General features: G+C 64.1%; 20 protein-coding genes. 6 read left to right on the top strand and 14 right to left on the bottom strand.

Annotation, left to right across the window (positions count from 1 at the left end; genetic code table 11):
* Positions 1-363: 363 nt before the first annotated feature.
* A complete protein-coding gene (locus tag D9X30_RS09755) occupies positions 364-750 on the bottom strand; it encodes a helix-turn-helix domain-containing protein (protein WP_153948518.1) in 387 nt (128 codons plus the stop codon).
* A gap of 283 nt (positions 751-1,033) precedes the next feature.
* Here D9X30_RS09755 and D9X30_RS09760 point away from each other — a divergent pair, with 283 nt between their 5' ends.
* Together D9X30_RS09760 and D9X30_RS09765 are read left to right on the top strand one after the other, a co-directional pair.
* Entirely contained in the window at positions 1,034-1,654 is a 621-nt protein-coding gene (locus tag D9X30_RS09760) for a TetR/AcrR family transcriptional regulator (protein ID WP_153948519.1), read from the top strand.
* Between the two features lie 326 nt (positions 1,655-1,980).
* Positions 1,981-2,880, top strand: coding sequence for an alpha/beta fold hydrolase (locus tag D9X30_RS09765; protein ID WP_153948608.1), 900 nt, complete (start codon positions 1,981-1,983; stop codon positions 2,878-2,880).
* Here the strand turns inward: D9X30_RS09765 and D9X30_RS09770 are convergent, their stop codons facing one another.
* From D9X30_RS09770 to oxlT (D9X30_RS09790), 5 genes are all read right to left on the bottom strand, one after another.
* A complete protein-coding gene (locus D9X30_RS09770; protein WP_153948520.1) occupies positions 2,881-3,897 on the bottom strand; it encodes a zinc-binding alcohol dehydrogenase family protein in 1,017 nt (338 codons plus the stop codon).
* 172 nt (positions 3,898-4,069) lie between these two features.
* Positions 4,070-5,395, bottom strand: coding sequence for an oxalate/formate MFS antiporter (gene oxlT / locus D9X30_RS09775; protein ID WP_153948521.1), 1,326 nt, complete (start codon positions 5,393-5,395; stop codon positions 4,070-4,072).
* A 670-nt stretch (positions 5,396-6,065) separates the two neighbouring features.
* Positions 6,066-6,281, bottom strand: coding sequence for a hypothetical protein (locus D9X30_RS09780; RefSeq protein WP_153948522.1), 216 nt, complete (start codon positions 6,279-6,281; stop codon positions 6,066-6,068).
* A 247-nt stretch (positions 6,282-6,528) separates the two neighbouring features.
* Positions 6,529-7,440 (bottom strand): LysR family transcriptional regulator, encoded by a 912-nt coding sequence (locus D9X30_RS09785; protein WP_153948523.1) that lies wholly within the window; start codon positions 7,438-7,440, stop codon positions 6,529-6,531.
* A 46-nt stretch (positions 7,441-7,486) separates the two neighbouring features.
* Positions 7,487-8,836: an oxalate/formate MFS antiporter gene (gene oxlT, locus D9X30_RS09790; protein ID WP_153948524.1), complete on the bottom strand. Its 1,350-nt coding sequence runs from the start codon at positions 8,834-8,836 to the stop codon at positions 7,487-7,489.
* A 213-nt stretch (positions 8,837-9,049) separates the two neighbouring features.
* Here oxlT (D9X30_RS09790) and D9X30_RS09795 point away from each other — a divergent pair, with 213 nt between their 5' ends.
* Together D9X30_RS09795 and D9X30_RS09800 are read left to right on the top strand one after the other, a co-directional pair.
* Complete coding sequence (locus D9X30_RS09795) at positions 9,050-9,994, top strand: LysR family transcriptional regulator (protein ID WP_153948525.1); 945 nt, start codon at positions 9,050-9,052, stop codon at positions 9,992-9,994.
* A gap of 128 nt (positions 9,995-10,122) precedes the next feature.
* A complete protein-coding gene (locus D9X30_RS09800) occupies positions 10,123-10,440 on the top strand; it encodes a LysR family transcriptional regulator (protein WP_153948526.1) in 318 nt (105 codons plus the stop codon).
* A 62-nt stretch (positions 10,441-10,502) separates the two neighbouring features.
* Here the strand turns inward: D9X30_RS09800 and frc (D9X30_RS09805) are convergent, their stop codons facing one another.
* The gene (frc, locus tag D9X30_RS09805; protein WP_153948527.1) at positions 10,503-11,735 is read right to left on the bottom strand and encodes a formyl-CoA transferase; all 1,233 of its coding nucleotides are present in this window, start codon (positions 11,733-11,735) and stop codon (positions 10,503-10,505) included.
* A gap of 352 nt (positions 11,736-12,087) precedes the next feature.
* Here frc (D9X30_RS09805) and sucC point away from each other — a divergent pair, with 352 nt between their 5' ends.
* Entirely contained in the window at positions 12,088-13,311 is a 1,224-nt protein-coding gene (gene sucC / locus D9X30_RS09810; protein WP_153948528.1) for an ADP-forming succinate--CoA ligase subunit beta, read from the top strand.
* A 1-nt stretch (position 13,312) separates the two neighbouring features.
* Entirely contained in the window at positions 13,313-14,218 is a 906-nt protein-coding gene (gene sucD / locus D9X30_RS09815) for a succinate--CoA ligase subunit alpha (RefSeq protein WP_153948529.1), read from the top strand.
* Between the two features lie 25 nt (positions 14,219-14,243).
* Here sucD and D9X30_RS09820 read toward each other — a convergent pair whose 3' ends face one another.
* The 7 genes from D9X30_RS09820 to D9X30_RS09850 all read right to left on the bottom strand — a co-directional run bounded on the left by D9X30_RS09820 (position 14,244) and on the right by D9X30_RS09850 (position 22,684).
* Positions 14,244-14,690, bottom strand: coding sequence for a PAS domain-containing protein (locus tag D9X30_RS09820; RefSeq protein WP_153948530.1), 447 nt, complete (start codon positions 14,688-14,690; stop codon positions 14,244-14,246).
* Between the two features lie 195 nt (positions 14,691-14,885).
* On the bottom strand, positions 14,886-16,136 hold the full coding sequence (gene frc, locus D9X30_RS09825) for a formyl-CoA transferase (protein ID WP_249640928.1): 1,251 nt from the start codon (positions 16,134-16,136) through the stop codon (positions 14,886-14,888).
* A gap of 48 nt (positions 16,137-16,184) precedes the next feature.
* Positions 16,185-17,918 carry an oxalyl-CoA decarboxylase gene (oxc, locus tag D9X30_RS09830; protein WP_153948531.1) on the bottom strand — a complete coding sequence of 578 codons (1,734 nt, stop codon included), beginning with the start codon at positions 17,916-17,918 and terminating at the stop codon, positions 16,185-16,187.
* 334 nt (positions 17,919-18,252) lie between these two features.
* Positions 18,253-19,035, bottom strand: coding sequence for a fumarylacetoacetate hydrolase family protein (locus D9X30_RS09835; protein ID WP_249640929.1), 783 nt, complete (start codon positions 19,033-19,035; stop codon positions 18,253-18,255).
* Positions 19,036-19,148: 113 nt separating this feature from the next.
* Complete coding sequence (gene frc, locus D9X30_RS09840; protein ID WP_153948532.1) at positions 19,149-20,396, bottom strand: formyl-CoA transferase; 1,248 nt, start codon at positions 20,394-20,396, stop codon at positions 19,149-19,151.
* 326 nt (positions 20,397-20,722) lie between these two features.
* Positions 20,723-21,442, bottom strand: coding sequence for a GntR family transcriptional regulator (locus D9X30_RS09845; protein WP_153948533.1), 720 nt, complete (start codon positions 21,440-21,442; stop codon positions 20,723-20,725).
* Positions 21,443-21,667: 225 nt separating this feature from the next.
* Complete coding sequence (locus D9X30_RS09850) at positions 21,668-22,684, bottom strand: 2-dehydropantoate 2-reductase (protein ID WP_153948534.1); 1,017 nt, start codon at positions 22,682-22,684, stop codon at positions 21,668-21,670.
* Positions 22,685-22,820 lie beyond the last annotated feature (136 nt).

Below are 22,820 nucleotides of genomic sequence, written 5' to 3' on the forward strand. Positions count from 1 at the left end.
GCGTCGGCGCCATATCCATCAAATTACGAATAGTAAAATTGATTTACCAAATCGTAATCATGCGCGCGAGCGATGTCAAACCACAAATACGATAGGTCAGCGGCGGACGATCGAAGACATCCGGCGTGGCACGCCGGACCAGCGCAGAGAGGCCGACTCGGCACAGGAATGGAGGAACGCGAACGGGAAAGTCGAAGACAGCGGCGCGCGACGGCGCGCTGCGAGAGGCAGCGGATCGGCCCACCATTGGACATGACGACCGCAGGACGGGACTGCGCCGGGGCGAAAGAACGTGGCGCGCAAACGGAATTTGGAATTCGTGACAGGACGGGGTGTCACCTGTCCTGTCACGAATCTGTGGGGTCAGACGGGCTTGTGGCCCTCCCCCGATGTGGGGCCCGAACCGAAGCCACCGGACGACGGCGTCGATGTCGCCGGTGCTGCCGCCGTGGCAGGCTGGCCAGCCATCGAAGCAGCGGTCACGCCGCCATTGCGGCTGGCGATGAACGCGTTGACATCGGCGGCAAGATGCTGCGGCGCCAGCACCACTTCAAGCCCCAGCGCCTCGCAGGCCGCCAGGAACGTGGACATACGCGGATCGGCCTGACCCGATTCGGCACGAAGATATGCCTCACGGGAAATCCCGGCCTTACGGGCGACGTCCTCCTGCTTGAGCTTGCGCGCTCGACGCAACGCCCGCAGTTGCCGGAACGGTTCGCTAGCGCCTCTTGGCACGGCTGTACTGTTCATGTCGGTCTCCAGTCACCAGTGAAAAAAAAGTGCGCGGACGTGCATTCGAGTATAGAGCACGCAAAGCGTTCCGTAAGGTCTGTTGTGGAACACTTTTACAGATTTCTTATGATGGCTTGATCTCTGCCGCCAGACTCTCATCCAAACGGCGGATAAAGCACAGCTTCCTCCTCCCGCCCCCACATAACGGTAGTGCGCGCTTTGCGTTGACGTCACATCAGTATCGTCCACGTGTGGCATAAGGCAAGTTGACAAACCGTCCGGTCGTGCTATTCTCGAACGCATGCAAAAGGGACAGCTCACGCGCACCGCGATCATCGAACAGGCTCTGCAGTCGGCCACGCAGGTCGGCTTCGAGCAGTTGTCGCTCGCCACGCTGGCCGCCGACACCAATATGTCGAAGAGCGGCCTCTACGCCCACTTCAGGTCGAAGGAGGCGCTGCAGGAGGCCGTGCTGGCCCGTGCCATGGAGCGATTTTCCGAGATCGTGGTGCAGCCCGCGATGCGCCAGGACCGTGGCGTCGCCCGGCTGCAGACGCTGTTCGATGGCTATCTTTCATGGATTGCGGGCGCGGTGATCGAAGGTGGCTGTGTGTTCATGGCGCTGTCGCAGGAATACCGCAATCGACCCGGCGTGATCCGCGACAGGCTCGTGCAGGCATTCAAGGACTGGCACAGCACCATCGTCCGCGTGGTGACCGATGCCGTGGAGGAAGGCGACCTGCGCACCGACACCGACGCCCGGCAGTTTGCCTTCGAGATGGCAGGCATCGGCATGTCATTCCAGTCGTCGTCCAGGCTGATGGCCCGGGCCGACGCGGAAGTGATGGCGCGCCGCGCGTTCGGGCGCCTGGTCAATGACTTCAGAGAGAATCGCAGCACGGAGACCGCCGGCACACACTGATCCCCAGGGATACTGTGCAAGGCGACGGTAGTTCGGGATTTTCACCCGCCACAGCGCAAGCGGCGTGGCGATGCAGAGGGTGGTTCAGGCGGCATTTTTGCCGCATTTTCTTGCCCTGAAAATAGCACGACTGGTCGGTCGCGAAGCATAAAAAAGATAAGGCAAATAGCGTCTTGTCACTGACCAAGTCGGTAAATGATCAGTCGGAGGTGTTCGTCGTGCCGCAAGTGCTGTCATCCGCATCCCAACGCGCCGCCGTCCAGCACACTGGCGGCGCCCTTTCCTATCCGCCGCGTACGGTAGCCGGCGCCCTGGAAGCCAGTGCGATGGCGTGGCGCCGTCTGCGCTGGCAGGCGGGCAGTCTGCTCTTCCCCGCTGCGACGGCGACGGCGCTTGAGCGCCTGTGGTTCAGTCCGCCCCGGGGCAAACATAGCCCGGAAGGTCGCCGCATGCTGGATGCGGCGCGCGCGGAATGGGCACTGGTCACTGGCCAGGGCGCCAGCCGGCGCGTGCGCGTGTATCGTTGGGGTAACAAGGGGCCCGTTGTGCTGCTGGCGCACGGCTGGGGCGGCAATGCGGGCCAGTGGCACGCCGTGGCAGCCGGCCTGTTGTCGGCGGGCATGCGCGTGGTGGCCTTCGACGCCCTGTCGCACGGCGCGTCCGATGCGGGCGCACGAGGACAGCAGCAAACATCGATCCTGGAAATGGCGCGATCGCTATTGGCCGTGGCCTGGCATGTCGGACCTGTGCACGCCGTGGTGGCGCATTCGCTGGGCGGCGCGGCGGCCGCGCAGGCGATTCGCGAGGGCCTGCCCGCCCGCGGGGTGGCAATGATCGGGGCGCCAGCCGACATGTACGACGCATGCGCCGCCATGGCCTGGCAGCTTGGCGTCGCGCCGCATGTGCTGGATCGCATGCAACGCCGCAGCGAACAATGGCTCGGCGCGAGCTGGTCCACGTTCAATGTGCCCGATATCGGTCGTACCCGGCCGGTCCCACCATTGCTGGTGATTCATGACCGCGACGACAAGGAAGTCCGCTGGGAAGATGGCGCGGCCATTGCCGGCGCGTGGCCGGACTCGCGCCTGATTACCACCGAGGGCCTGGGCCATCGGCGCATCCTGCGCGACGCCGATGTCGTCGCGCATCTCGCGCGCTTCGTGTGCGGCCTGGCAGCCGCGCCGGCCCTGCCCCCGATGTCGTACAGGGCTTCCGCGTCGCAGTGATCAGAACCCTTGCAGTACCAGCTTGCCGATGGTCTGTCCGCCTTCCAGCAGGGCATGGGCACGCCGCAGATTGTCGGCACGGATGGCGCCGAGGTTGTCCCCCACGGTCGTCTGCAGCTTGCCGGCATCCACCAGGCGCGCCACTTCATTGAGCAGGCGATGCTGCGCGATCATGTCTGGCGTCTCGTACATCGCGCGCGTGAACATGAATTCCCAGACGAACGTGGCGCTCTTGCTCTTCAGTTCGCCCACGCTCAGCGGGCCGGCATTCTCGACGATCGAGCAGATCTTGCCCTGCGGGGCAATGGCCGCGGCCATCGCATGGAAATGGCGATCCGTATCGTTGAAGCAAAGGATATAGTCGACGTGCGCAAACCCTAGCGCGCGCAGTTGCTTCGGGATGTCCTGACGATGGTCGATCGTGTGATCGGCGCCCAGGCGGCGGCACCATGCCTCGGACTCCGGACGGGAGGCCGTGGCCACCACGGTCAGGCCCGCCAGCACCTTGGCCAGCTGGATGCCTATCGATCCCACGCCGCCCGCCCCGCCAATGATCAGTACCGACTTGCCCGCATCGTCGCCTTTTGGCGAAACGCCCAGGCGGTCGAACAGGGCTTCCCAGGCCGTGATCGCCGTGAGCGGCAACGCGGCCGCCTGCGCGAAGTCCAGGGATGCGGGCTTGTGGCCGGCAATGCGTTCATCCACCAGATGGAACTCGCTGTTCGCGCCCGGCCGCGTGATGCTGCCCGCGTAGAACACCGGGTCCCCCACCTTGAACAGCGTCACCTCGGCCCCCACCGCCACCACGGTGCCGGCAGCGTCCCAGCCCAGCACGCGCGGGGCATCCTCGACCTTGTCCTTGGGCGCCCGCACCTTGGTGTCCACCGGATTCACGGCGATGGCTTCCACCTTGACCAGCAGGTCGCGGCCGGTGGCTTCGGGCTTGGGAATTTCCACATCGACCAGCGATTGCGGATCGGAAATGGGCAGGTAACGGGTCAGGCCAATGGCTTTCATGTCAGGGTCCTCTCGAAGATTGACGGGATGCCTGCATCGTAGCCAATCCCCACACGATTGATTAGCCGGATAGTGTCGCAATCACTTTCCCTTTTTTCAGGAAAATGCGACCGGACAAAAAGCCCGCGCGAGGCGGGCTTTTCAACGCTGCCATGGCGCCGAGGCGCAGGGATCAGGTCAGGTCATCCGGCACCGGACGATAGCCCATCGGGGTCGTCGAGGTGTCCTGAACGTACTTTTTTGCGTGGGCCTCGCGCATCGGCTTGAGTACGAAGATCGCCATCAGCGCCGAGAGCGCTGCCATGCCCGATGCCAGCATGAACACTGCATGCCAGTCGCCGGTGGCCGCCGTGATCACACTGGAGAACGGCACCAGCAGCGCGGCCGTACCCTTGGCCGTGTAGAGCATGCCCGCGTTGGTCGCCGCGAATTTCGGCCCGAACGTATCGCCACAGGTGGCCGGGAACAGGCTGTAGATTTCACCCCAGGCGAAGAACACGATGCCGGTCAGGACCACGAATGCCACTGGATTGTGGCCGTAATTGGCCAGCAGCAGAATGCCCACTGCTTCCACGGCGAACGCGAGGAACATCGTATTTTCCCGACCGATGTTGTCCGACACCCAGCCGAAGAACGGGCGTGTCAGGCCATTCAGCACACGGTCGATGGTCAGGGCGAAGGTAAGCGCCGGCAAGGTAAGCCCCCAGATCGACACGGGCGAATCGTGCAGGCCGAAGTCCTTGGCGATGGGGCCCAGCTGCGCGGTAGCCATCAGCCCGCCCGCCGCCATCATCACGAACATCGCGTACATGACCCAGAAGATCGGCGACGACATCACCTGGCGCGGCGACGCGTTGTAGGTGGTCGCGGCCTTGAGCGTCGACTTGACGTCCGCCAGGATCTTGGCCGACGGCGGCAGCAGCAACATGCCCAGGACCATGACGATCAGGCCCTGCCCCAGACCGAAGTACAGGAACGTGGCCTCATAGCCGCTGCTCTTGATCATGTTGGCGATCGGCACCACGGTGGCCGCCGACCCGGCGCCAAAGCCCGCGGCCGTCAGACCCGCCGCCAGCCCCCGCCGATTCGGGAACCACTTCAGCGCGTTACCGACGCAGGTGCCATACACCGCGCCCGCGCCCACGCCGCCAATGGCGGCCGCCACGTAGAGCATCGGCAGCGACGACGCCATCGAGTTCATCACCCAGGCCACCGCGCACAGCAGGCCGCCGCCAACCACCACCGGGCGCGGACCGTACTTGTCCACCAGGTAGCCTTCGATCGGCACCAGCCAGGTCTCGGTCACCACAAAGATGGTGAAAGCCACCTGGATCGCCGTGCGGCCCCAGTGGTACTTGTCGTCGATCGGGTTGACGAACAGCGTCCAGCCGTACTGCATGTTGGCGATCATCGCCATACAGATCACGCCGAATACAAGCTGCGTCCACGGCGATGAATACCAGGACGCTTGCGCGGGTGCGCTTTGCTGACTTTCCATGGTGTCTCCTTCTGGCGGGTGGGCCCGCTGTTGTGGATCGGCATCTGCATTGGTGCCTGTGGTGTGTATTGCTGCTGCTTTGTGTTTTTGTGTCGAACGGCTGGCCGCTCTAGTGCTATACAGTATGTGGTATATCACGCAAGTCAAGGCGATTCGGCGGCCTACCTGACCTGTCAGGCAGACATTCGAAAGCACCCAGTCGCGTGGCCCCGCCAACTGGTGCATCGTGGGCATGAAAGCCCGCCGGCCAAGCGAGCCGATCTTCTTGCCGATCAGATACTTAGGCATGCATCCGGCATCAATGGAAATTGCTGCGGCGCATGTGGCGGATAACCCGATCTAGGGAAAGTCCCGACCCTTCCGGCGACGTCGAATCATCAGCGGGCAAGCTGAATTCGGCGCGGTTCAGGACCACGGCACATGAGTCGAAAAGGAAAAAGCCGGGGAAATCCGGGGCGGGATGTGGGGGGAGGGAAAGCGGGATATGCCGTGCTGCGTCGCGACCTGAGATCACTGGCGCAGGGGCATGGGGATACGGCTGGCGAAACTCTGAAAAGACGGCCGCTGAGGACTGCGGGGACTGCGCACTGCGGGGAGTTGCCGGCCGCTACAACTTCCCTGCTACTACCAACTGCACACTACAGGTACTGCAAAATTCGTCGAACAGCGATCAGGCGTGCAGGAAGCGGGGCTGGAGCACCATATCCGAGGCGGAGCTGCCGATGCCGGTGGACGACTCTTCCGACGAACCCAGACCCGCAAAGCGGCCATGTTCCTGGGCGGTGGTCAGCAGGCCCATCGGCAGGACGGTGGCGAGCACGTAAGTCACGGTGACACCCAGCGAAACAACACCGAGGGCGAGAAGGGTAAGCAGCGTGGTGTTCATGAAAACTCCTAAGTCGTAAGGATCAAGGTGGATTCATTATATGCTGCACTGCGAGGTCTGTAAATATTTGGTATGTGATATATCTGTAGTGGAATCGCTCTAAAAACAACAACGCACCCCGTGGGGTGCGTTGTTGATCTCATAATCGGGTCCGGAAGACGGCTGGCGATCAGATCATGAAGAGAAAGTGCTAGAAATGGCGCAGCAATATTTGCCGCAGTGCGGCAGGTGAATCGCGCTCATCACCCTACCCCACTTTCTTCAAGAGCTCCTGGTCGTACTCCTGCGCCCGCAGGTTGTCCCAGACGGCCGCCGCGTTGGGCTTCAGCGAGCGCGCCTTGCGCCGTACCAGCATGACGTTGGAAGTCACCTGGGGCCGCAATGGTCGCAGCACAGCAGCGGGCGCCAAGCCACTGGCCTGCGCCCGCGACGGCACCACGCCGATGCCCAGCCCCATCGCCACCATGCCGAAGATGGCCGCGAAATGTCCGAGCAACTGCAGCGAACCCGGCCTGACGTGATACGTGGACAATGCGCGCTCGACCGCAGGCTGGACCCCGGAATGCTGGTCCAGCGACAGCACCGACGCATCGGCCAGTTCGCCCCACCCCAACGAATCGCGCGACGCCAGCGGATGGTCCGCCGGCAGCACCGCTTGCAGCGGGTCGACGCACAGCGGTTCGCAGTACAGGTCATCGCAGGGTGCCGGATTGCTGGCGATACCGAAATCCACCTCGCCACTGCGCACGCTCTGCAGCACCGATTCATGCGAGCGGTCGCGCAGCGTGATGCCGATGCCGGGCCACGCCTTGCGGCAGCCCGCCAGCCACATCGGCACCGACATCGACGACAGCACGGGGTCGGTGGCGATCTGCACGGTGCCCTGGCTCGGCTTGCCGGTGCCGTGGCTGTCGCGCAGCGTCTGCTCGACTTCCTCGATCAGATGGCAGATGCGTTGCGACAGCATTTCGCCGGCGTCGGTCAGCTCTACCTGGCGCGTGGTCCGGTCGAACAGCCGCTGGTCGATTTCTTCTTCCAGTTCGCGCACGCTACGGCTGATCGCCGATTGCGTAAGACCCAGTTCCGCCGCGGCGCGCGTAAAGCTTTTCTGGCGCGCCACCGCGGCAAAGGCCTTCAACTGAGGAAGCGAAACATTCATGGTGCCGCTCCTTCCTTGCTGGGTACTGCCGGGGTTGTGGCGCGGGCTATTCACCTTTGCCCGTGGAGAAACCTGCCATATAGGTGCCGTTGTCGCTGACCGGGACAGGCTGTGCCTCGGCATGCCCCGTGATGAAACGCCGGCGCATCGGCTGCAGCACGAACTTGGCCGCCAGCCCCGCCGCCACCGTCATCACGGCCGCCACGGCGAACACGAGGTTCCAGCCGCCCGTATGCGACAGCACCGATGCCACCGGCACCAGCAGCGCGGCCGTGCCCTTGGCCGTATAGAGCGTGCCGGCGTTGGCCGCGGCGAACTTGCTGCCGAACGTATCGGCGCACAGCGCGGGAAAGATCGAGAAGATCTCGCCCCAGAACAGGAACGTCAGCGCCGCGAACAGCATGAACATGTACGGGTCGTGGCCGAACTCCAGCAGGCCGATCAGCGACAGGCCTTCGCCGATGAAGATCAGGAACATCGTATTTTCCCGACCGATGCGGTCCGAGACGAAGCCGCACAGCGGACGCGTCAGCCCGTTGCACAGGTTGTCGATCGACAGCGTCATCGTCAGCAGCGGCAGCGTCATGCCCAGCATCGTCACCGGCATCGACGCAAAGCCGAAGTCCTTGGCGATGGGGCCCAGTTGCGCGGTGGCCATGATGCCGCCGGCCGCCACGGCCACGAACGAGATGTAGATCACCCAGAACACCGGCGTGCGCACCATCTGGCCAGGCGTGAACTCCACCGGGTTGGTCAGGATCTTCTTGTTGGCCACCAGCCCCTTGGGCGGCTGCGGCTTCACCAGCAGCAAGGCCATGGCGAAGATCAGCACGCCCTGGATGATGCCGAACGTAAAGAACGCATGTTCATAGCCGGACTTCTGGATCATGTTGGCGATGGGGATCACCGTCAGCGCCGACCCCGCGCCAAAGCCGGCGGCGGTCAGGCCGGCGGCCAGGCCACGCTTGTCCGGGAACCACTTCAGCGCGTTACCCACGCAGGTGCCATACACGCCGCCCGCGCCGATACCGGCGATCACCGCTGCCGTATAAAGCATCGGCAGCGACGTGGCATACGAATTCATCACCCAGGCCAGGCCGGCGCAGATGGCGCCGCCGGCCACCACCGGACGCGGGCCGAACTTGTCCACGAGCCAGCCTTCCAGCGGCACGAGCCAGGTTTCCGTGACGATAAAAATGGAAAAGGCGACCTGGATTGCGGAGTCGCCCCAATGGTGCTTGGCGTTCATCGGCGTAACGAACAGCGTCCAGCCATACTGGAGGTTCGCCACCAAGCCCATACAAAGTACACCGATGAATAGCTGGAACCAGCGATTGCGGAGGAAGCCTCCGTTTGCATTGCCCATGGCGGGGCCTGCCGCATTGATGTGCGCCATGTCGTGTCTCCTTGCATTAGTGTCATGCGCGCTCTGCGGCGCGCGTGGTGGGCTTGGCCTTGGGGGACGCCCGCTTTCACTACTGAATGAGCGCGCCTGACATTGCGGCACGTGTATTCGTGGATTGATGCTACTTCAAACTTAGATCAGCACAGCATAAAGTTTTTTATTATGATCATTGACGATCCTTTATAGATTGCGGGAAATCGTGCAATGAAGAATGCGACGCTGCGCCAGCTGAAAGTCTTCGAAACGGTGGCCCGCCACCTCAGCTTTTCCCGCGCGGCCGAAGAGCTGCATCTCACGCAACCTGCTGTTTCTACACAGGTTCGACAGTTGGAGCTGCACGTCGGCCTGCCCCTGTTCGAGCAGCTTGGCAAGCGCATTTACCTGACGCCGGCCGGCACCGAGATGCTTCACTACAGCCGCAGCATCATTCAGCAATTCCGGGAAGCCGAAGACGCGATGGCGCAGCTTAAGGGTATATCCGGGGGCCGCCTGAACGTCGCCGTGATCAGTGCGGGCGACTATTTCTTCCCTCGCCTGCTTGCGGAATTCATGAACCGGCATGAATCGGTGACATTGAATCTTGCAGTGCACAACCGCGAGGAACTGCTGCACCAGTTGAGCGGCAACCTGACCGACCTGGCGGTCATGGTACGCCCGCCCGAGGGCATGGACACGATCGCGGAACCGTTCGCCCCGCACCCCTATGTCATCGTGGCCGCACCCAACCATCCGCTGGTGGGCCAGCGACGTATCCCGCTGGCGGGTCTGGCGGAGGAGGCCTTCGTGGCGCGCGAAAAAGGCTCGGACACGTGGAATTCGATGCAGGAAGGTTTTGCCGGCCGGCTCTCGAACCTGCGCATCGCGATGGAGATCAAGAGCACCGAGACCATCAAGCAGGCCGTGATCGCCAATATGGGCATTGCCTTCCTGTCGGCACATACCGTCGGCCTGGAACTGCAGACCGGCAAGCTGGCCGTGCTCGATATCGAAGGCTTTCCCGTGATGCTGAACTGGTATGTGGTCCATCGCAAGAACAAGCGCCTGCCCCCGGTGGCGCTGGCGTTCAAGCAGTTCCTGATGGAGGAAGGCCACACGCTGATCCAGCAGATCACGGGCGTCGAAGGCCTGATCCGGCCCCATCATGGCTAGTCGTCTCTTGTATAAGCGATGACTTATGGTTTTTCGATGAAACTTTAATTATCGTAAATCGTTCCTGCTGTCTAAGCTTCGGACATCACACACTGCAGTACAGACGTGTGCAACCACAGGAGACGATCATGAACCACCTCCAATCCGACGCGCCCGCCACCGTTGCAATGCCGACGGCCGTCAGCGAGATGCGCCACCTTGATCGTGAGATCCAGCTGGCCGCCTACAACGCCGCGTTCACCGAACTGGGCCTGCGCTTCCGCTGGGACGCTCCGATGTTCGAATGGCTGTGCGGCATCGACTGCGAAAAGACGCGCGTCACGCGCTATATCGAGCAGTACCATGCCCACCTGCTGAACGCGTACGACGCGCCGTTCCTGAGCCAGCTGATCTTCGACAAGAAGAACGAATACCTGCGCGGCATGGCCGGCGCCGGCGCGAACTAAGTTCCGCGGCACCGCCAGCGCAGCAAGGGCCCCGTCACGGGGCCCTTGGCTTTTCTACGACGTCAGACTGCCCCGGCCGCCTTGAGCGCGGCAATCTGCGCCGGCGTGCGGCCCAGCCATTCAAGTACCTCGTCGGTGTGCTCGCCCAGCAGCGGCGAGCGTTCGACTTCCACCGGCGAATCGGACAGCGTGATCGGGCAGCCCAGTTGCACATATTTGCCGCGCTGCGGGTGATCCAGTTCCACCAGGTAGCCACGGTCGTACAGCGAGCCATCCTCGATCAAGTCCTTCATCGACAGGATGGGGCCGCACGGCACGTCCACTTCGTTCAGGGCCGCCATGACTTCAAACTTGGTCCGGGTCCTGGTCCATTTCTCGATGACGCCGAAGCATTCGCCCAGGATCTTCAGTCGCGCCTCGGGGGTGGCGAAGTTCGGATGCGTGATCAGGTCCTCCCGGCCGCACAGGCGCATCAGCGGCTCCCAGCCCTGCGGCTGGATGATCACGTACACGTAGTCGTTGGCCCCGCCCGGCGAACAGCGCAGCGCGGCACCGGGCTGGCCGCCGCCCGACGCATTGCCGGCACGCGGCACGAAATCGCCAAATGCCTGGTTCGGATATTCCTTGAGCGGGCCGGCCGCCAGGCGCTGCTGGTCGCGCAGCTTCACGCGGCACAGGTTCAACACCGCATCCTGCATGGCCACTTCAACGCGCTGGCCCCGCCCCGACTTCTCGCGCTGCAGCAGCGCGGCCAGGATGCCCACCACGCAATGCACGCCGGTGCCGGAATCGCCGATCTGGGCGCCGGTCACGGTGGGAACGCCGTCCTCTTCGCCGGTGGTGCTGGCCGCCCCGCCCATGCACTGGGCCACGTTCTCATACGCCTTGCAGTCCACGTACGGGCCCGGACCGAAGCCCTTGATCGACGCGTAGATCAGGCGCGGATTCAGCGCCCTCAGGCGGTCCCAGTCGAAGCCGGCGCGATCCAGCACGCCCGGCCCGAAATTCTCGACCAGTACGTCGCAGCGTTGCACCAGGTCTTCCAGCAAGGCCTTGCCCTCGGGCGTCTTCATATTGAGGGTCAGGCTGCGCTTGTTCGAGTTCAGCATCGTGAAGTAGAGGCTGTCCGCGTTCGGCACATCCCGCAGTTGGCTGCGCGTGATGTCGCCACGGCCGGGCAGCTCCACCTTGATCACATCGGCACCCAGCCAGGCCATCAGCTGAGTGGCCGAGGGGCCGGCCTGCACATGAGTCATGTCGAGGATGCGGACCCCTTCCAGTGCCTTGTTGTTCATGGCGTTGTCTCCTTGAGGATTCTCGTGAAGGCAATGTCTGCGCGACCGGCCGGCGCGCCGTGCGGCGTCGATCTTGCTAAACACCGTATGTGATATATCAGAGCAGAACAAGAGGAAAAGGCACAATGCGACCAACTTTCGGTTCTGCGTCGCAGCAAACCCGCATCGAACCCAAGCGTAGTCCTTGGGTACAGAACATCGCGGCGCACGTCGTTGCGCCGCGCGGTGTCAGCAGGCATTTCCTCACTGTTCGCTCGATTATGTTGATATATTACATACCATGTTTTCGGCTGCAAGAAGAAGGAGCGGACACCGCCCTGCGCCATCGTGCGCATCCAGATGAGGAGACACGTTGAACATCCACGAACATCAGGCCAAGGAGTTGCTCCGGCGCTATGACGTGCCCGTGCCGCAGGGCTGTGTAGCCTTTACGCCAGACGAGGCCACCCATGCCGCCCGCAAGCTGGGCGGGCCGGTGTGGGTGGTGAAATCGCAGATCCACGCAGGCGGCCGGGGTGCCGGGCATTTCATCGAACAAGCCGCTGGCGATGGCTCCGGCAAGGGCGGCGTGCGCGTCGTGACGTCGATCGACGACGTGCACGCGAGCGCGTCGCAGATGCTGGGAAAGACGCTGGTCACCAGCCAGACCGGCCCGGCTGGCCGGGTGGTGCGGCGCCTCTACATCGAAAAAGGCTGCGACATCGCGCGTGAGCAATACCTGGGCATGGTGATCGACCGCGCCACGTCACGCATCACCATCGTGGCGTCCCCCGAAGGTGGATTGGACATCGAGGCGGTTGCCGCCCGTACGCCCGAGAACATCCTGAAGGTAGCGATCGATCCGGCCAGCGGCATCCAGCCATTTCACGCACGCCGGGTGGCCAGCGGCCTGGGACTGCTGGGCAAGCAGGCGGATGCGGCCGCGCGGCTCATCCTCGCTGTCTACCGCGCCTTCACCGAACTCGACGCGTCGATGGTCGAGATTCATCCGCTGGCGATCACTGATAGCGGCGACGTGCTGGCGCTCGACGTCAATTTCGAGTTCGACGACAACGCCCTCTTCCGCCATCCCGAGATCGAGGCCATGCGCGACGAGAGCGAGGAAGATCCGGCCGCAGCCGAGGCCGCGCGCCACGGGCTGCACTACGTGCGGATGGGCGGCAATATCGGCTGCATGGTGAACGGCGCCGGCCTGGCCATGGCCACCATGGACCTCATCCAGCGCCATGGCGCCGAGCCGGCCAACCTCCTGGACCTGGGCAGCGCCGCCACGGCCGAACGGGTGACCGCCGCATTCCGGCTGATCCTGGCCGATCCCAGGGTGGAAGGCATCCTGGTGAACATCTTCGGCGGCATCTTGCGCTGCGACGTGATCGCAGAAGGCGTGGTCGCCGCAGCGCGCGAGTCGGACCTGACCGTGCCGCTGGTGGTGCGGCTGGAAGGCACCCATGTCGAACTGGGCAGGCAGATCCTGCGCGATTCGGGCCTGCCGATCATCGCTGCCAGCCAGCTTGCCGACGCGGCCGGGAAAGTGGTGGCCGCGGTGCGCGCCACCCGGACACAAGGAGAACGGTGACATGGCGGTCCTGATCGACCAGAACACGCGCGTGATCTGCCAGGGCTTTACCGGCGCGCAGGGCACGTTCCATTCGGAACAGGCGCTGGCGTACGGCACGAAGGTGGTCGGAGGCGTCACGCCCGGCAAGGGCGGTGCGTCGCACCTGGGGCTGCCGGTCTTCGACACCGTGGCTGCGGCGGCCGATGCCACGGGCGCCGATGCGTCGGTCATCTACGTGCCGCCGCCCTGTGCCGCCGATGCCATCCTGGAGGCGGTCGATGCCGGCATTGCGCTGATCGTCTGCATTACCGAAGGCATTCCCGTGATCGATATGGTGCGCGTCAAGCGGGCCTTGTCGGGTTCAGGCAGCCGCCTGATCGGGCCGAACAGCCCGGGCGTGATCACGCCCGGCCAGTGCAAGATCGGCATCATGCCGGGACACATCCATACCCCGGGCAGGATCGGCGTGGTGTCACGCTCGGGCACGTTGATGTACGAGGCCGTGGCGCAGACCACGGCGGCCGGGCTCGGCCAATCGACCTGCATCGGCATTGGCGGCGATCCGGTGAACGGTACCGGCTTCATCGACTGCCTGGAGATGTTCCTGGCCGATCCGCAGACCGAAGGCATCATCATGATCGGCGAGATTGGCGAGATTGGCGGTTCGGCGGAAGAAGACGCCGCCCGCTTCCTGCGCGATGCGCGTACGCGCAAGCCCGTGGTGGGCTGGATCGCCGGCGCCACGGCGCCACCGGGACGCCACATGGGGCATGCCGGCGCCATCATCCCGGGCGGCATGGGCACGGCGGCGGCAAAGATCGACGCCATGCGCGAGGCCGGCATCCACGTGGCCGCATCGCCCGCGGAGCTGGGCGCGACCATGGCGGCAGCCATGCGACAAGGAACCGGGGCGCAGCCAGGATGAAGGTCGGCGCCCCTGGACCGGCCTGTCAGCCGGCTGCGGCCGCCGCAGCCGCCTTGGCTTCCAGTTCCGCAATGCGCTTGCGCAACGCCCGCTCTTCCTGAAAGCGCACGGTCTCGTCGCGGATGACCGCCACGATGCCGGTGACTTCGCCGCCGTCGCCATGCAGCAGCGCCACGGTAAAGGCGATCGACATCGTATCGCCCTTCTTGTTGATCGCCGGCACCTTGAGCAGGTCATGGCCGTAGCGGGTCTGGCCCGTTGCCATGGTCTTGTCGTAGCCTTCCCAATGCCGCGCACGGAGGCGCTCGGGAATGATCAGGTCCAGCGACTTGCCCAGGGCTTCCTCCTGGGTGTAGCCGAACATGTACTCCGCAGCCGGGTTCCACAGGGTGATGGCGCCGTCGGCGCCGGAAATGATGACGGCGTCGCCGATGGCCGACACCAGCTGTTCGTAGTCGATTGCAGTCTGCATGGTCATTCCTGAGGAATGGTGGGTGGCCCTTCGCCTTGCCAAGCCTTGCCAAGCCGTACCGGCCTCATTGTGGCACTGCTGGCGCGCGTCCAGATGAAAACGCGCCGGGGTACGGGGTCGTTCGACCCACGCACCCCGGCGCGCCTGTTCCGGCCCGCTGTCACCATCGGGGCACTGGCAATGCTGGTGTCCTGCTCAGATCACCTGCGCTTCGCGCAGACGGGCGATCTCCTCGGCGTTGTAGCCCAGGCCGGACAGCACTTCCTCGCTGTGCTCGCCCAGCAGCGGCGAACCCGTGATTTCCGGCTTCAGGTCCGAGAACTTGATCGGGCTGCCCACGGTCAGGTACGTACCCCGCTGCTTGTGCGGGACTTCAACGATCGACCCGCTCTTGCGCAGCGATTCGTCGGCCGCGATTTCCTTCATCGACAGCACCGGCGCGCACGGAATGTCGAACTTGCGCAGGATGTCCACCGCCTCGTACTTGGTCTTGTCGGCAAGCCATTCCTCGATGGTGTTGAAGATCTCGAAGATGTGCGGCTGGCGGGCCTTGGCCGTGTTGTAGTTCGGATCGTCGATCCACTCTTCCCGTCCCAGCGCCTTGCAGATCGGCTCCCAGGCGTGGCCCTGGACGGTGAAGTAGATATAGGCGTTGGGATCGGTTTCCCAGCCCTTGCACTTCAGCACCCAGCCCGGCTGGCCGCCACCGCCGGCGTTGCCGCCACGCGGCACCACGTCGCTGAACGTGCCATGCGGGTACTGGGGATACTCTTCCAGATAACCCAGGGCGTCCAGGCGCTGCTGGTCGCGCAGCTTCACACGGCACAGGTTCAGCACGGCGTCCTGCATCGACACGGCCACCTTCTGGCCCTTGCCGGTCTGCTGGCGGCCGATGATCGCGGTCAGGATGCCGATGGCCAGGTGCATGCCGGTGTTCGAATCGCCCAGGGCGGCGGCCGACACGGTCGGCGGGCCATCCCAGAAGCCGGTCGTTGACGCGGCACCGCCGGCGCACTGCGCCACGTTCTCGTAGACCTTCAGGTCTTCATAGTGGTGGCCGTCGCTGAAGCCCTTCACCGATGCCACGATCATCATCGGGTTCAGTTCCCTGATGCGGTCCCACGAGAAGCCCATGCGGTCCAGCGCGCCCGGACCGAAGTTCTCGACCAGCACGTCCGATTCGCGGATCAGCTGCTCCAGGATCTTCTTGCCTTCCGGCTTCTTGGTGTCCAGCGTCAGCGAACGCTTGTTGCTGTTGAGCATCGTGAAGTACAGCGCGTCTGCGTCGGGCTGGTCGCGCAGCTGCGTGCGGGTCACGTCGCCCGAGCCCGGGCGCTCCACCTTGATGACGTCCGCGCCGAACCATGCGAGAAGTTGGGTGCAGGCGGGGCCGGCCTGGACATGCGTGAAGTCGATGATCTTGATGCCGTTCAGTGGAAGATTCACGTTCGCTCTCCTATTGGAATAGAGGGTGAAATTCTTGGGTCGGGTGGGTTACTTGCTCGCCGAGCTCTGGGGATTCAGGTTGGTCAGGCGGCCGCTCTCGGTGCCGGCTGCCGGGTCGATGACGGCGTTGATCAGCGTGGGCTTGCCCGAACGCAGCGCCTCGTTCACCGCGGCTTCGAGCGCCGCCGGTGTGGTGACGTTGTGACCGACGCCGCCGAACGCTTCCATCATCTTGTCGTAGCGCGCGCCCGGCACGAACATCGTGACGGCCGGGTCTGCGCCGCCGGTCGGGTTCTTGTCGATGCCCTTGTAGACGCCGTTGTTGTTGAACACCACGACGCAGACCGGCAGGTTGTAGCGGCAGATCGTCTCGACTTCCATGCCCGAGAAGCCAAAGGCGCTATCGCCGCAGACCGCCAGAACCGGCTTGCCGGTTTCCACGGCCGCCGCCACCGCGTAGCCCATGCCCACGCCCATCACGCCCCAGGTGCCCACGTCCAGGCGCTTGCGCGGCTCGTACATGTCGATCACGGCGCGGGCGTAGTCCAGCGTGTTGGCGCCTTCGTTGACGAAAGAGATACCCGGGTTGGCCTTGACGACGTCCTTCAGCACGCGCAGCGCGCCGTGGAAGTTCATCGGCGTGGTCTCCTTGGCCAGCGTCTCGGCCATCTTCGCCAGGTTCTTTTCCTTGCGTTCGTCCACCGCGCCAATCCACTCCGCGCCCGGCTTGGCAAAGTCGTTGCCGATCTTGCCCAGCAGTGCCGACACGCAGGAACCAATGTCGCCAACGACCGGCGCGGCGATGGCCACGTTGCTGTCCATTTCGGTCGGCGAGATGTCGATCTGGATGAACTGCTTCGGCTTGCCCCAGGTCTTGCCCTTGCCGTGCGACAGCAGCCAGTTCAGGCGGGCGCCGACCAGCAGCACCACGTCGGCTTCCGCCAGCACATACGAACGCGCGGCCGACGCCGACTGCGGGTGCGTATCGGGGATCAGCCCCTTGGCCATCGACATGGGCAGGTACGGAATGCCGGTCTTCTCGACCAGCGCGCGGATGTCGGCATCGGCGCGGGCATAGGCGGCGCCCTTGCCCAGCAGGATCAGCGGACGCTTGGCGCCCTTGAGCAGTTCGACGGCGCGGTCGATCGAATCCGGTGCCGGCAGCTGGCGCGGGGCCGGGTCCACGACCTTGATCAGCGACTTGCGGCCCTTCTCGGCTTCCATCGACTGGGCCAGCAGCTTGGCCGGCAGGTCCAGGTACACACCACCCGGGCGCCCCGACACGGCGGCGCGGATGGCGCGGGCCACACCGACGCCGATGTCTTCGGCGTGCAGCACGCGGAAGGCCGCCTTGGCGTGCGGGCGGGCAATCGCCAGCTGGTCCATTTCTTCGTAGTCACCCTGCTGCAGATCGACGATCTCGCGCTCGCTCGACCCACTGATCAGGATCATCGGGAAGCAATTGGTGGTGGCGTTCGCCAGGGCGGTGAGCCCGTTCAGGAAGCCCGGCGCCGACACGGTCAGGCAAACGCCCGGCTTTTGCGTCAGGAAACCGGCAATCGCCGCGGCGTTGCCCGCGTTCTGCTCATGGCGGAAGCTGATGACGCGCATGCCGTTGGCCTGCGCCAGGCGGGCCAGATCGGTGACCGGAATGCCAGGCAGGCCGTAGATGTTCTCGATGCCGTTCAGCTTCAGCGCGTCGATGACCAGATGGAAGCCATCGGTCTGTGCCTGCTGTTCTTCTGCAGCGTGACGCTGCAGTTCGTTTCCGACTTCTGCCATGGTTGCTTCCTTCTATGCAAATTGACGGGATTGGACTTTCTTCTTCAGGGGGTCTTCAGCGCGCGCTCGCGTTCCGCCTGGCTACTTCGGACAAAACGGAGCGGTGTCTCCTTCCTCGCGCTTCCCTGTTCTCGATGACGCTGAAATACGGTATGTGATATATCAAAGATCGGCAAGTAAATTCCCACTGTTTCGACGAACTTTCGTCGGTGCACCGCAGCATTTCGTGAAAATTAGACGCAAATAAAGGGAAATTACCGATCCCTGCCGACCTGCCCGACACGCCGCGCGGGCATGCCCGCCCTACCCTGTCCGACTGACTTTGAGCCTGGGGTCAGCCGCGCATATGGTTGACGAGCGAGCCGATCCCGCGGATCGACACCTCCACCACCGAACCGTCCTTCATCGACCCCACCCCGATCGACGTGCCGACGGCGATCACGTCGCCCGGCATCAGCGTCATATCCTGCGACAGCCGGCTGACCTGCTCCTCTGGCGAAAAAACGATGTCGGACAGCGGGTAGTTCTGGCGTTCGGCGCCGTCCAGCCGCGTCACCACGCTGGCGCTACGCCAGTCAAAGCCGGTGACGATGGCCGGACCGATGCAGCCGAAGGTGTCGGACCCCTTGGCGCGCGTCCACTGCGGGAAGTTCGGATCGGCATTGAGCAACTCGCCCGCCGTGACATCATTGACGATGGTGTAGCCAAAGATGTGCGAGGCGGCTTCGCCCAGCGGCACATTGCGGCATTCGCGGCCGATGACGATGCCGAGTTCGCCTTCGTAGGCGATCTTGCCGGTGTAGCCGGCCGGGCGACGGATGGCGTCGCCGGGGCCAGCCAGCGAACTGGCCGGCTTCAGCAGGAACAGCGGATGCACCGGCACCGACTTCTCCAGCCGGGCGGCCAGCGCATGAAAGTTGTTCCACAGCGCCACGATCTTGCCTGGCTCGCACGGGGCCAGCAGGTCCAGCGAGGCGTAGCTGTAGGTGTTGCCAGTGGGACGGGGATCGGTATAGCCAGGGCCATCAAATTCGATGACGCGGTCGGCATCGCCATCATCCAGGCGGCCGTAAGCGGTGTCGCCGTCGGGACGGCGGAAGCGAATCCAGGTTTGCACGGCAGCGTTCCTCCGGCAGGCGGGTCAATGCCGCGCCTGCGCTCTGTTCGGACTTCGGAGCCCCGCTCGGGGGGCCGTCGAGACAGACGCCCTGTGGTGGCGGGCGCCCCGGGTCAGACCGCTCCGGCCACGCGCAGCGCGGCAATCTGGGCCGGCGAACGCCCCAGCCATTCCAGGATCTCGTCGGTGTGCTCGCCCAGCAGCGGCGAACGCTCGACACGCACCGGCGAATCGGACAGCGTGATCGGCGAGCCAAGCTGCACGTACTTGCCGCGCGTCGGATGTTCCAGTTCCACCAGGTAACCGCGCTCGTACAACGACTTGTCCTCGATCAGGTCCTTCATCGACAGGATCGGGCCACACGGCACATCCACCTCGTTGAGCGCGTTCATCACCTCGAACTTGGTGCGGCCCATCGTCCATTGCTCGATGATGCCGAAGCAGGCGGTGAGCTTTTTCAGTCGCACTTCAGGCGTGGCGAATTCCGGATCGGTGATCAGGTCTTCGCGGCGGCACAGACGCATCAGCGGTTCCCAGCCCTGCGGCTGGATGATGACGTAGACATAGTCGTTCGGACCGCCCGGGGCGCAGCGCAGCGCAGCACCGGGCTGGCCGCCGCCCGACGCGTTGCCGGCACGCGGCACGTGGTCGTCGAACTGTTCGTTGGGATACTCGCGCAGCGGACCGGCATCCAGGCGCTGCTGGTCGCGCAGCTTCACGCGGCACAGGTTCAGCACGGCGTCCTGCATGGCAACCTCCACACGCTGGCCGCGTCCCGAATGCTCGCGCTGCAGCAGCGCGGCCAGGATGCCGACCACGCAGTGCACGCCCGTGCCGGAATCGCCAATCTGCGCGCCAGTCACCGTCGGCATGCCGGCGGCCTCGCCAGTCGTCGACGCGGAACCGCCCATGCACTGGGCCACGTTCTCATACGCCTTGCAATCCTGGTACGGGCCGGGACCGAAGCCCTTGATCGACGCGTAGATCATGCGCGGATTCAGGTCCTGGATATGGTCCCAGTCGAATCCGGCGCGAGCCAGCACACCCGGACCGAAATTCTCGATCAGCACGTCGCTCTGCTGGATCAGGTCTTCGAGCAGCGCCTTGCCTTCGGGCGTCTTCATGTTGAGCGTCAGGCTGCGCTTGTTGCTGTTCAGCATGGTGAAGTACAGGCTGTCGGCGTTCGGCACGTCGCGCAGCTGGCTGCGCGTGATGTCGCCGCGGCCCGGCATTTCGACCTTGATCACGTCGGCACCCATCCAGGCCATCAACTGCGTGGCCGAGGGACCGGCCTGCACGTGTGTCATGTCCAGAATGCGAATACCGTCGAGGGCTTTGCGTTCGTTGTGGGTGTCGGCCATGGTGCGTCTCCTGATTGGTGTTTTGCTCTGTTGACATACAGTATGTGGTATATCACGAAGACGCAAGGGGGTTTAAACCCGAATTCAGCAGGTTTCGATGCTGCATCGCAACAGGCGCAATCACGCCACCGATTGCGACGGGCCGACATAACAAAAAACCCCAACACGCCGTGAGGCGGTTGGGGTTCGGATGATGCGGTCAGGTCACGCGATCTTGACGCGGCGGGAGCCCAAGCGGCCCAGCCCTGCCGACAGCCGTCGGGCGTTCCGACGAGGGGCGGCTCAGGCTGTCCGGCCCGGCCGACGGAAGATCAGCCCAAGTCAGGTCAGTCGAGGAAATCGCAGTGTTTTTCCACGTAGTCGGCCAGGTCGAGCGAATGCTGGCGCACGAGCCGTTCGGCTAGTTCCGTGTCCCGCTTTTCCAGCGCCTCGATGATCCGCAGGTGATCGACGATGGAGCGCGCCGCGCGGTCGCTTTGCGAGATCGTCATTTTCCGAATCGCGCGCACATGGACAAAGATGTTCTTGATCTGGTCCATGATGACCTGCGACTTCGACAACTGCACGATCGCCTGGTGGAACACGATATTGGCGTCGGAATATTCCTCGATATGCTCGGCCGGCGTGGAGTCGCGGAAGCTGTCGAACATATGGCGCAGCTTGCCGATCTCCTCGTCGGTGGCATTCTGCGTCGCCAGGCGGGCGGCCATGCTTTCCAGCGCGGCCCAGACCTGGATCATCTCGACGATCTCCCGCTTGGTCTTGCGGGTGATATAGATGCCCCGGCGCGGCACCGTGCGCAGGAAGCCTTCCTGCTCCAGCAGTGTCATGGCCTCGCGGATGGGCGTTCGGCTGACGCCCAGGGCTTCGGACAGCACGCGCTCGTCGAGCCGGACTTCCTCGCGTGACTGGTAGATATCGGCGTCGGCAATGGCCTGGCGCAGCATCGCGTACGCCTGGTCGCGCAGGCTGGCGCCGGCATTGATCGGTTGCAACGACAGGGACAGCCCTTGCGGCTGGATTTCGGGTTGGCTTTGGGCAGACATGAATGCACTCGTCAGTGGCCGGTGCCCCGGACGCCAGTCTGGCGTCCGGTGGCACCCGTTCCGTGAACTCATGGCGCCAGTTTGGCATGGCGCCATGCGTTTTGCTCATCAATCTGGCGCGCTTGGCACCACATTGTGACGCAAGGGACGGTCCGGCCTTTCGTATATGGTATATCACATCGACGGCACTGCCGAAGGTCATTGCCCTCGCTCAACCGCCCGGATTCAAGCCGCCTTGGCTACCCTGACCGGCTCGGCGCTGCCTGCCACCGCCGCCTGGGCCATCCGGTCACGCTGCTTGATGAGACCCAGCACCGCGTCGATCATCGGCGTGGGCTGGCCGATCATCCGGCCCATCTCCTGCACGACGGTCAGCAGCGGGTCGATCTCCATGGCCCTGCCCGCCTCCAGATCCTGCAGCATCGACGTCTTGTGCGCGCCGACCGCCCCCGCGCCGTCGATCCGCCGCTCCACGTCCACCCGGAAGTGAACGCCGAACCGCTCGGCGATGTCCTTGGCTTCGAGCATCATCTGTTTGGACAAGGCGCGCGTGGCAGGGTCGGACGTGATGATATCCAGCGTGCCATGCGTCAGCGCGCTGATCGGGTTGAAGCACAGGTTGCCCCAGAGCTTCAGCCAGATCTCGTCACGGATGTTGTCGCGCACGGGGGCATCGAGATCCGCCTTGGCCATCATCTCGGACAGTCGCGTGACACGGTCCGAACGGGTGCCATCGGGCTCGCCAATCGGAAACTTCTTGCCATAGACATGTTTGATGACGCCCGGCGCCACGATTTCGGCGGCCGGGTACAGCACGCAGCCGATGGCGCGCTCGGGCCCCAGGCCTTGCCACTGCTTGGCGCCCGGGTCCACGCTTTCCAGCGTCCGCCCGGCGAATTCGCCGCCGTGCTCGTGGAAATACCAGTAGGGAATGCCGTTGACGCCGGTCACCACCGCCGTCTCCGGCCCCAGCAGTGGCTGCATCAAATCCACCACGCCCGGCACCTGGTGCGCCTTCAAAGTGATGAAAACGTAATCCTGCGGGCCCAGTTCTCGCGGGTCGCTGGTGCAGCGGACCTTGGCCACCCGCTCCTCGCCTTCGATCTGCAAGCGCACGCCATGGGTCTGCATGGCCGCCAGATGCGGCCCCCGGGCGATAAAGCTGACGTCGGCGCCCGCCAGCGCCAGTTGCGCGCCCATGTAGCCGCCAATGGCTCCTGCCCCGTAGATACAGATCTTCATCGGTTGTCTCCTGATTGTGGTGATTGTGATGGGATGATGCGAATGCTTTGGTATATCACATACTATATTTCACAACCGCCGTTCGACAACCTCGTTCTTTCACTCAGTGGCACCACGCACGCTGTACCGGTATCGC

Origin of the sequence: Cupriavidus sp. U2 (genome assembly GCF_009663685.2) — a bacterium.
GTDB lineage: Bacteria > Pseudomonadota > Gammaproteobacteria > Burkholderiales > Burkholderiaceae > Cupriavidus > Cupriavidus necator_C.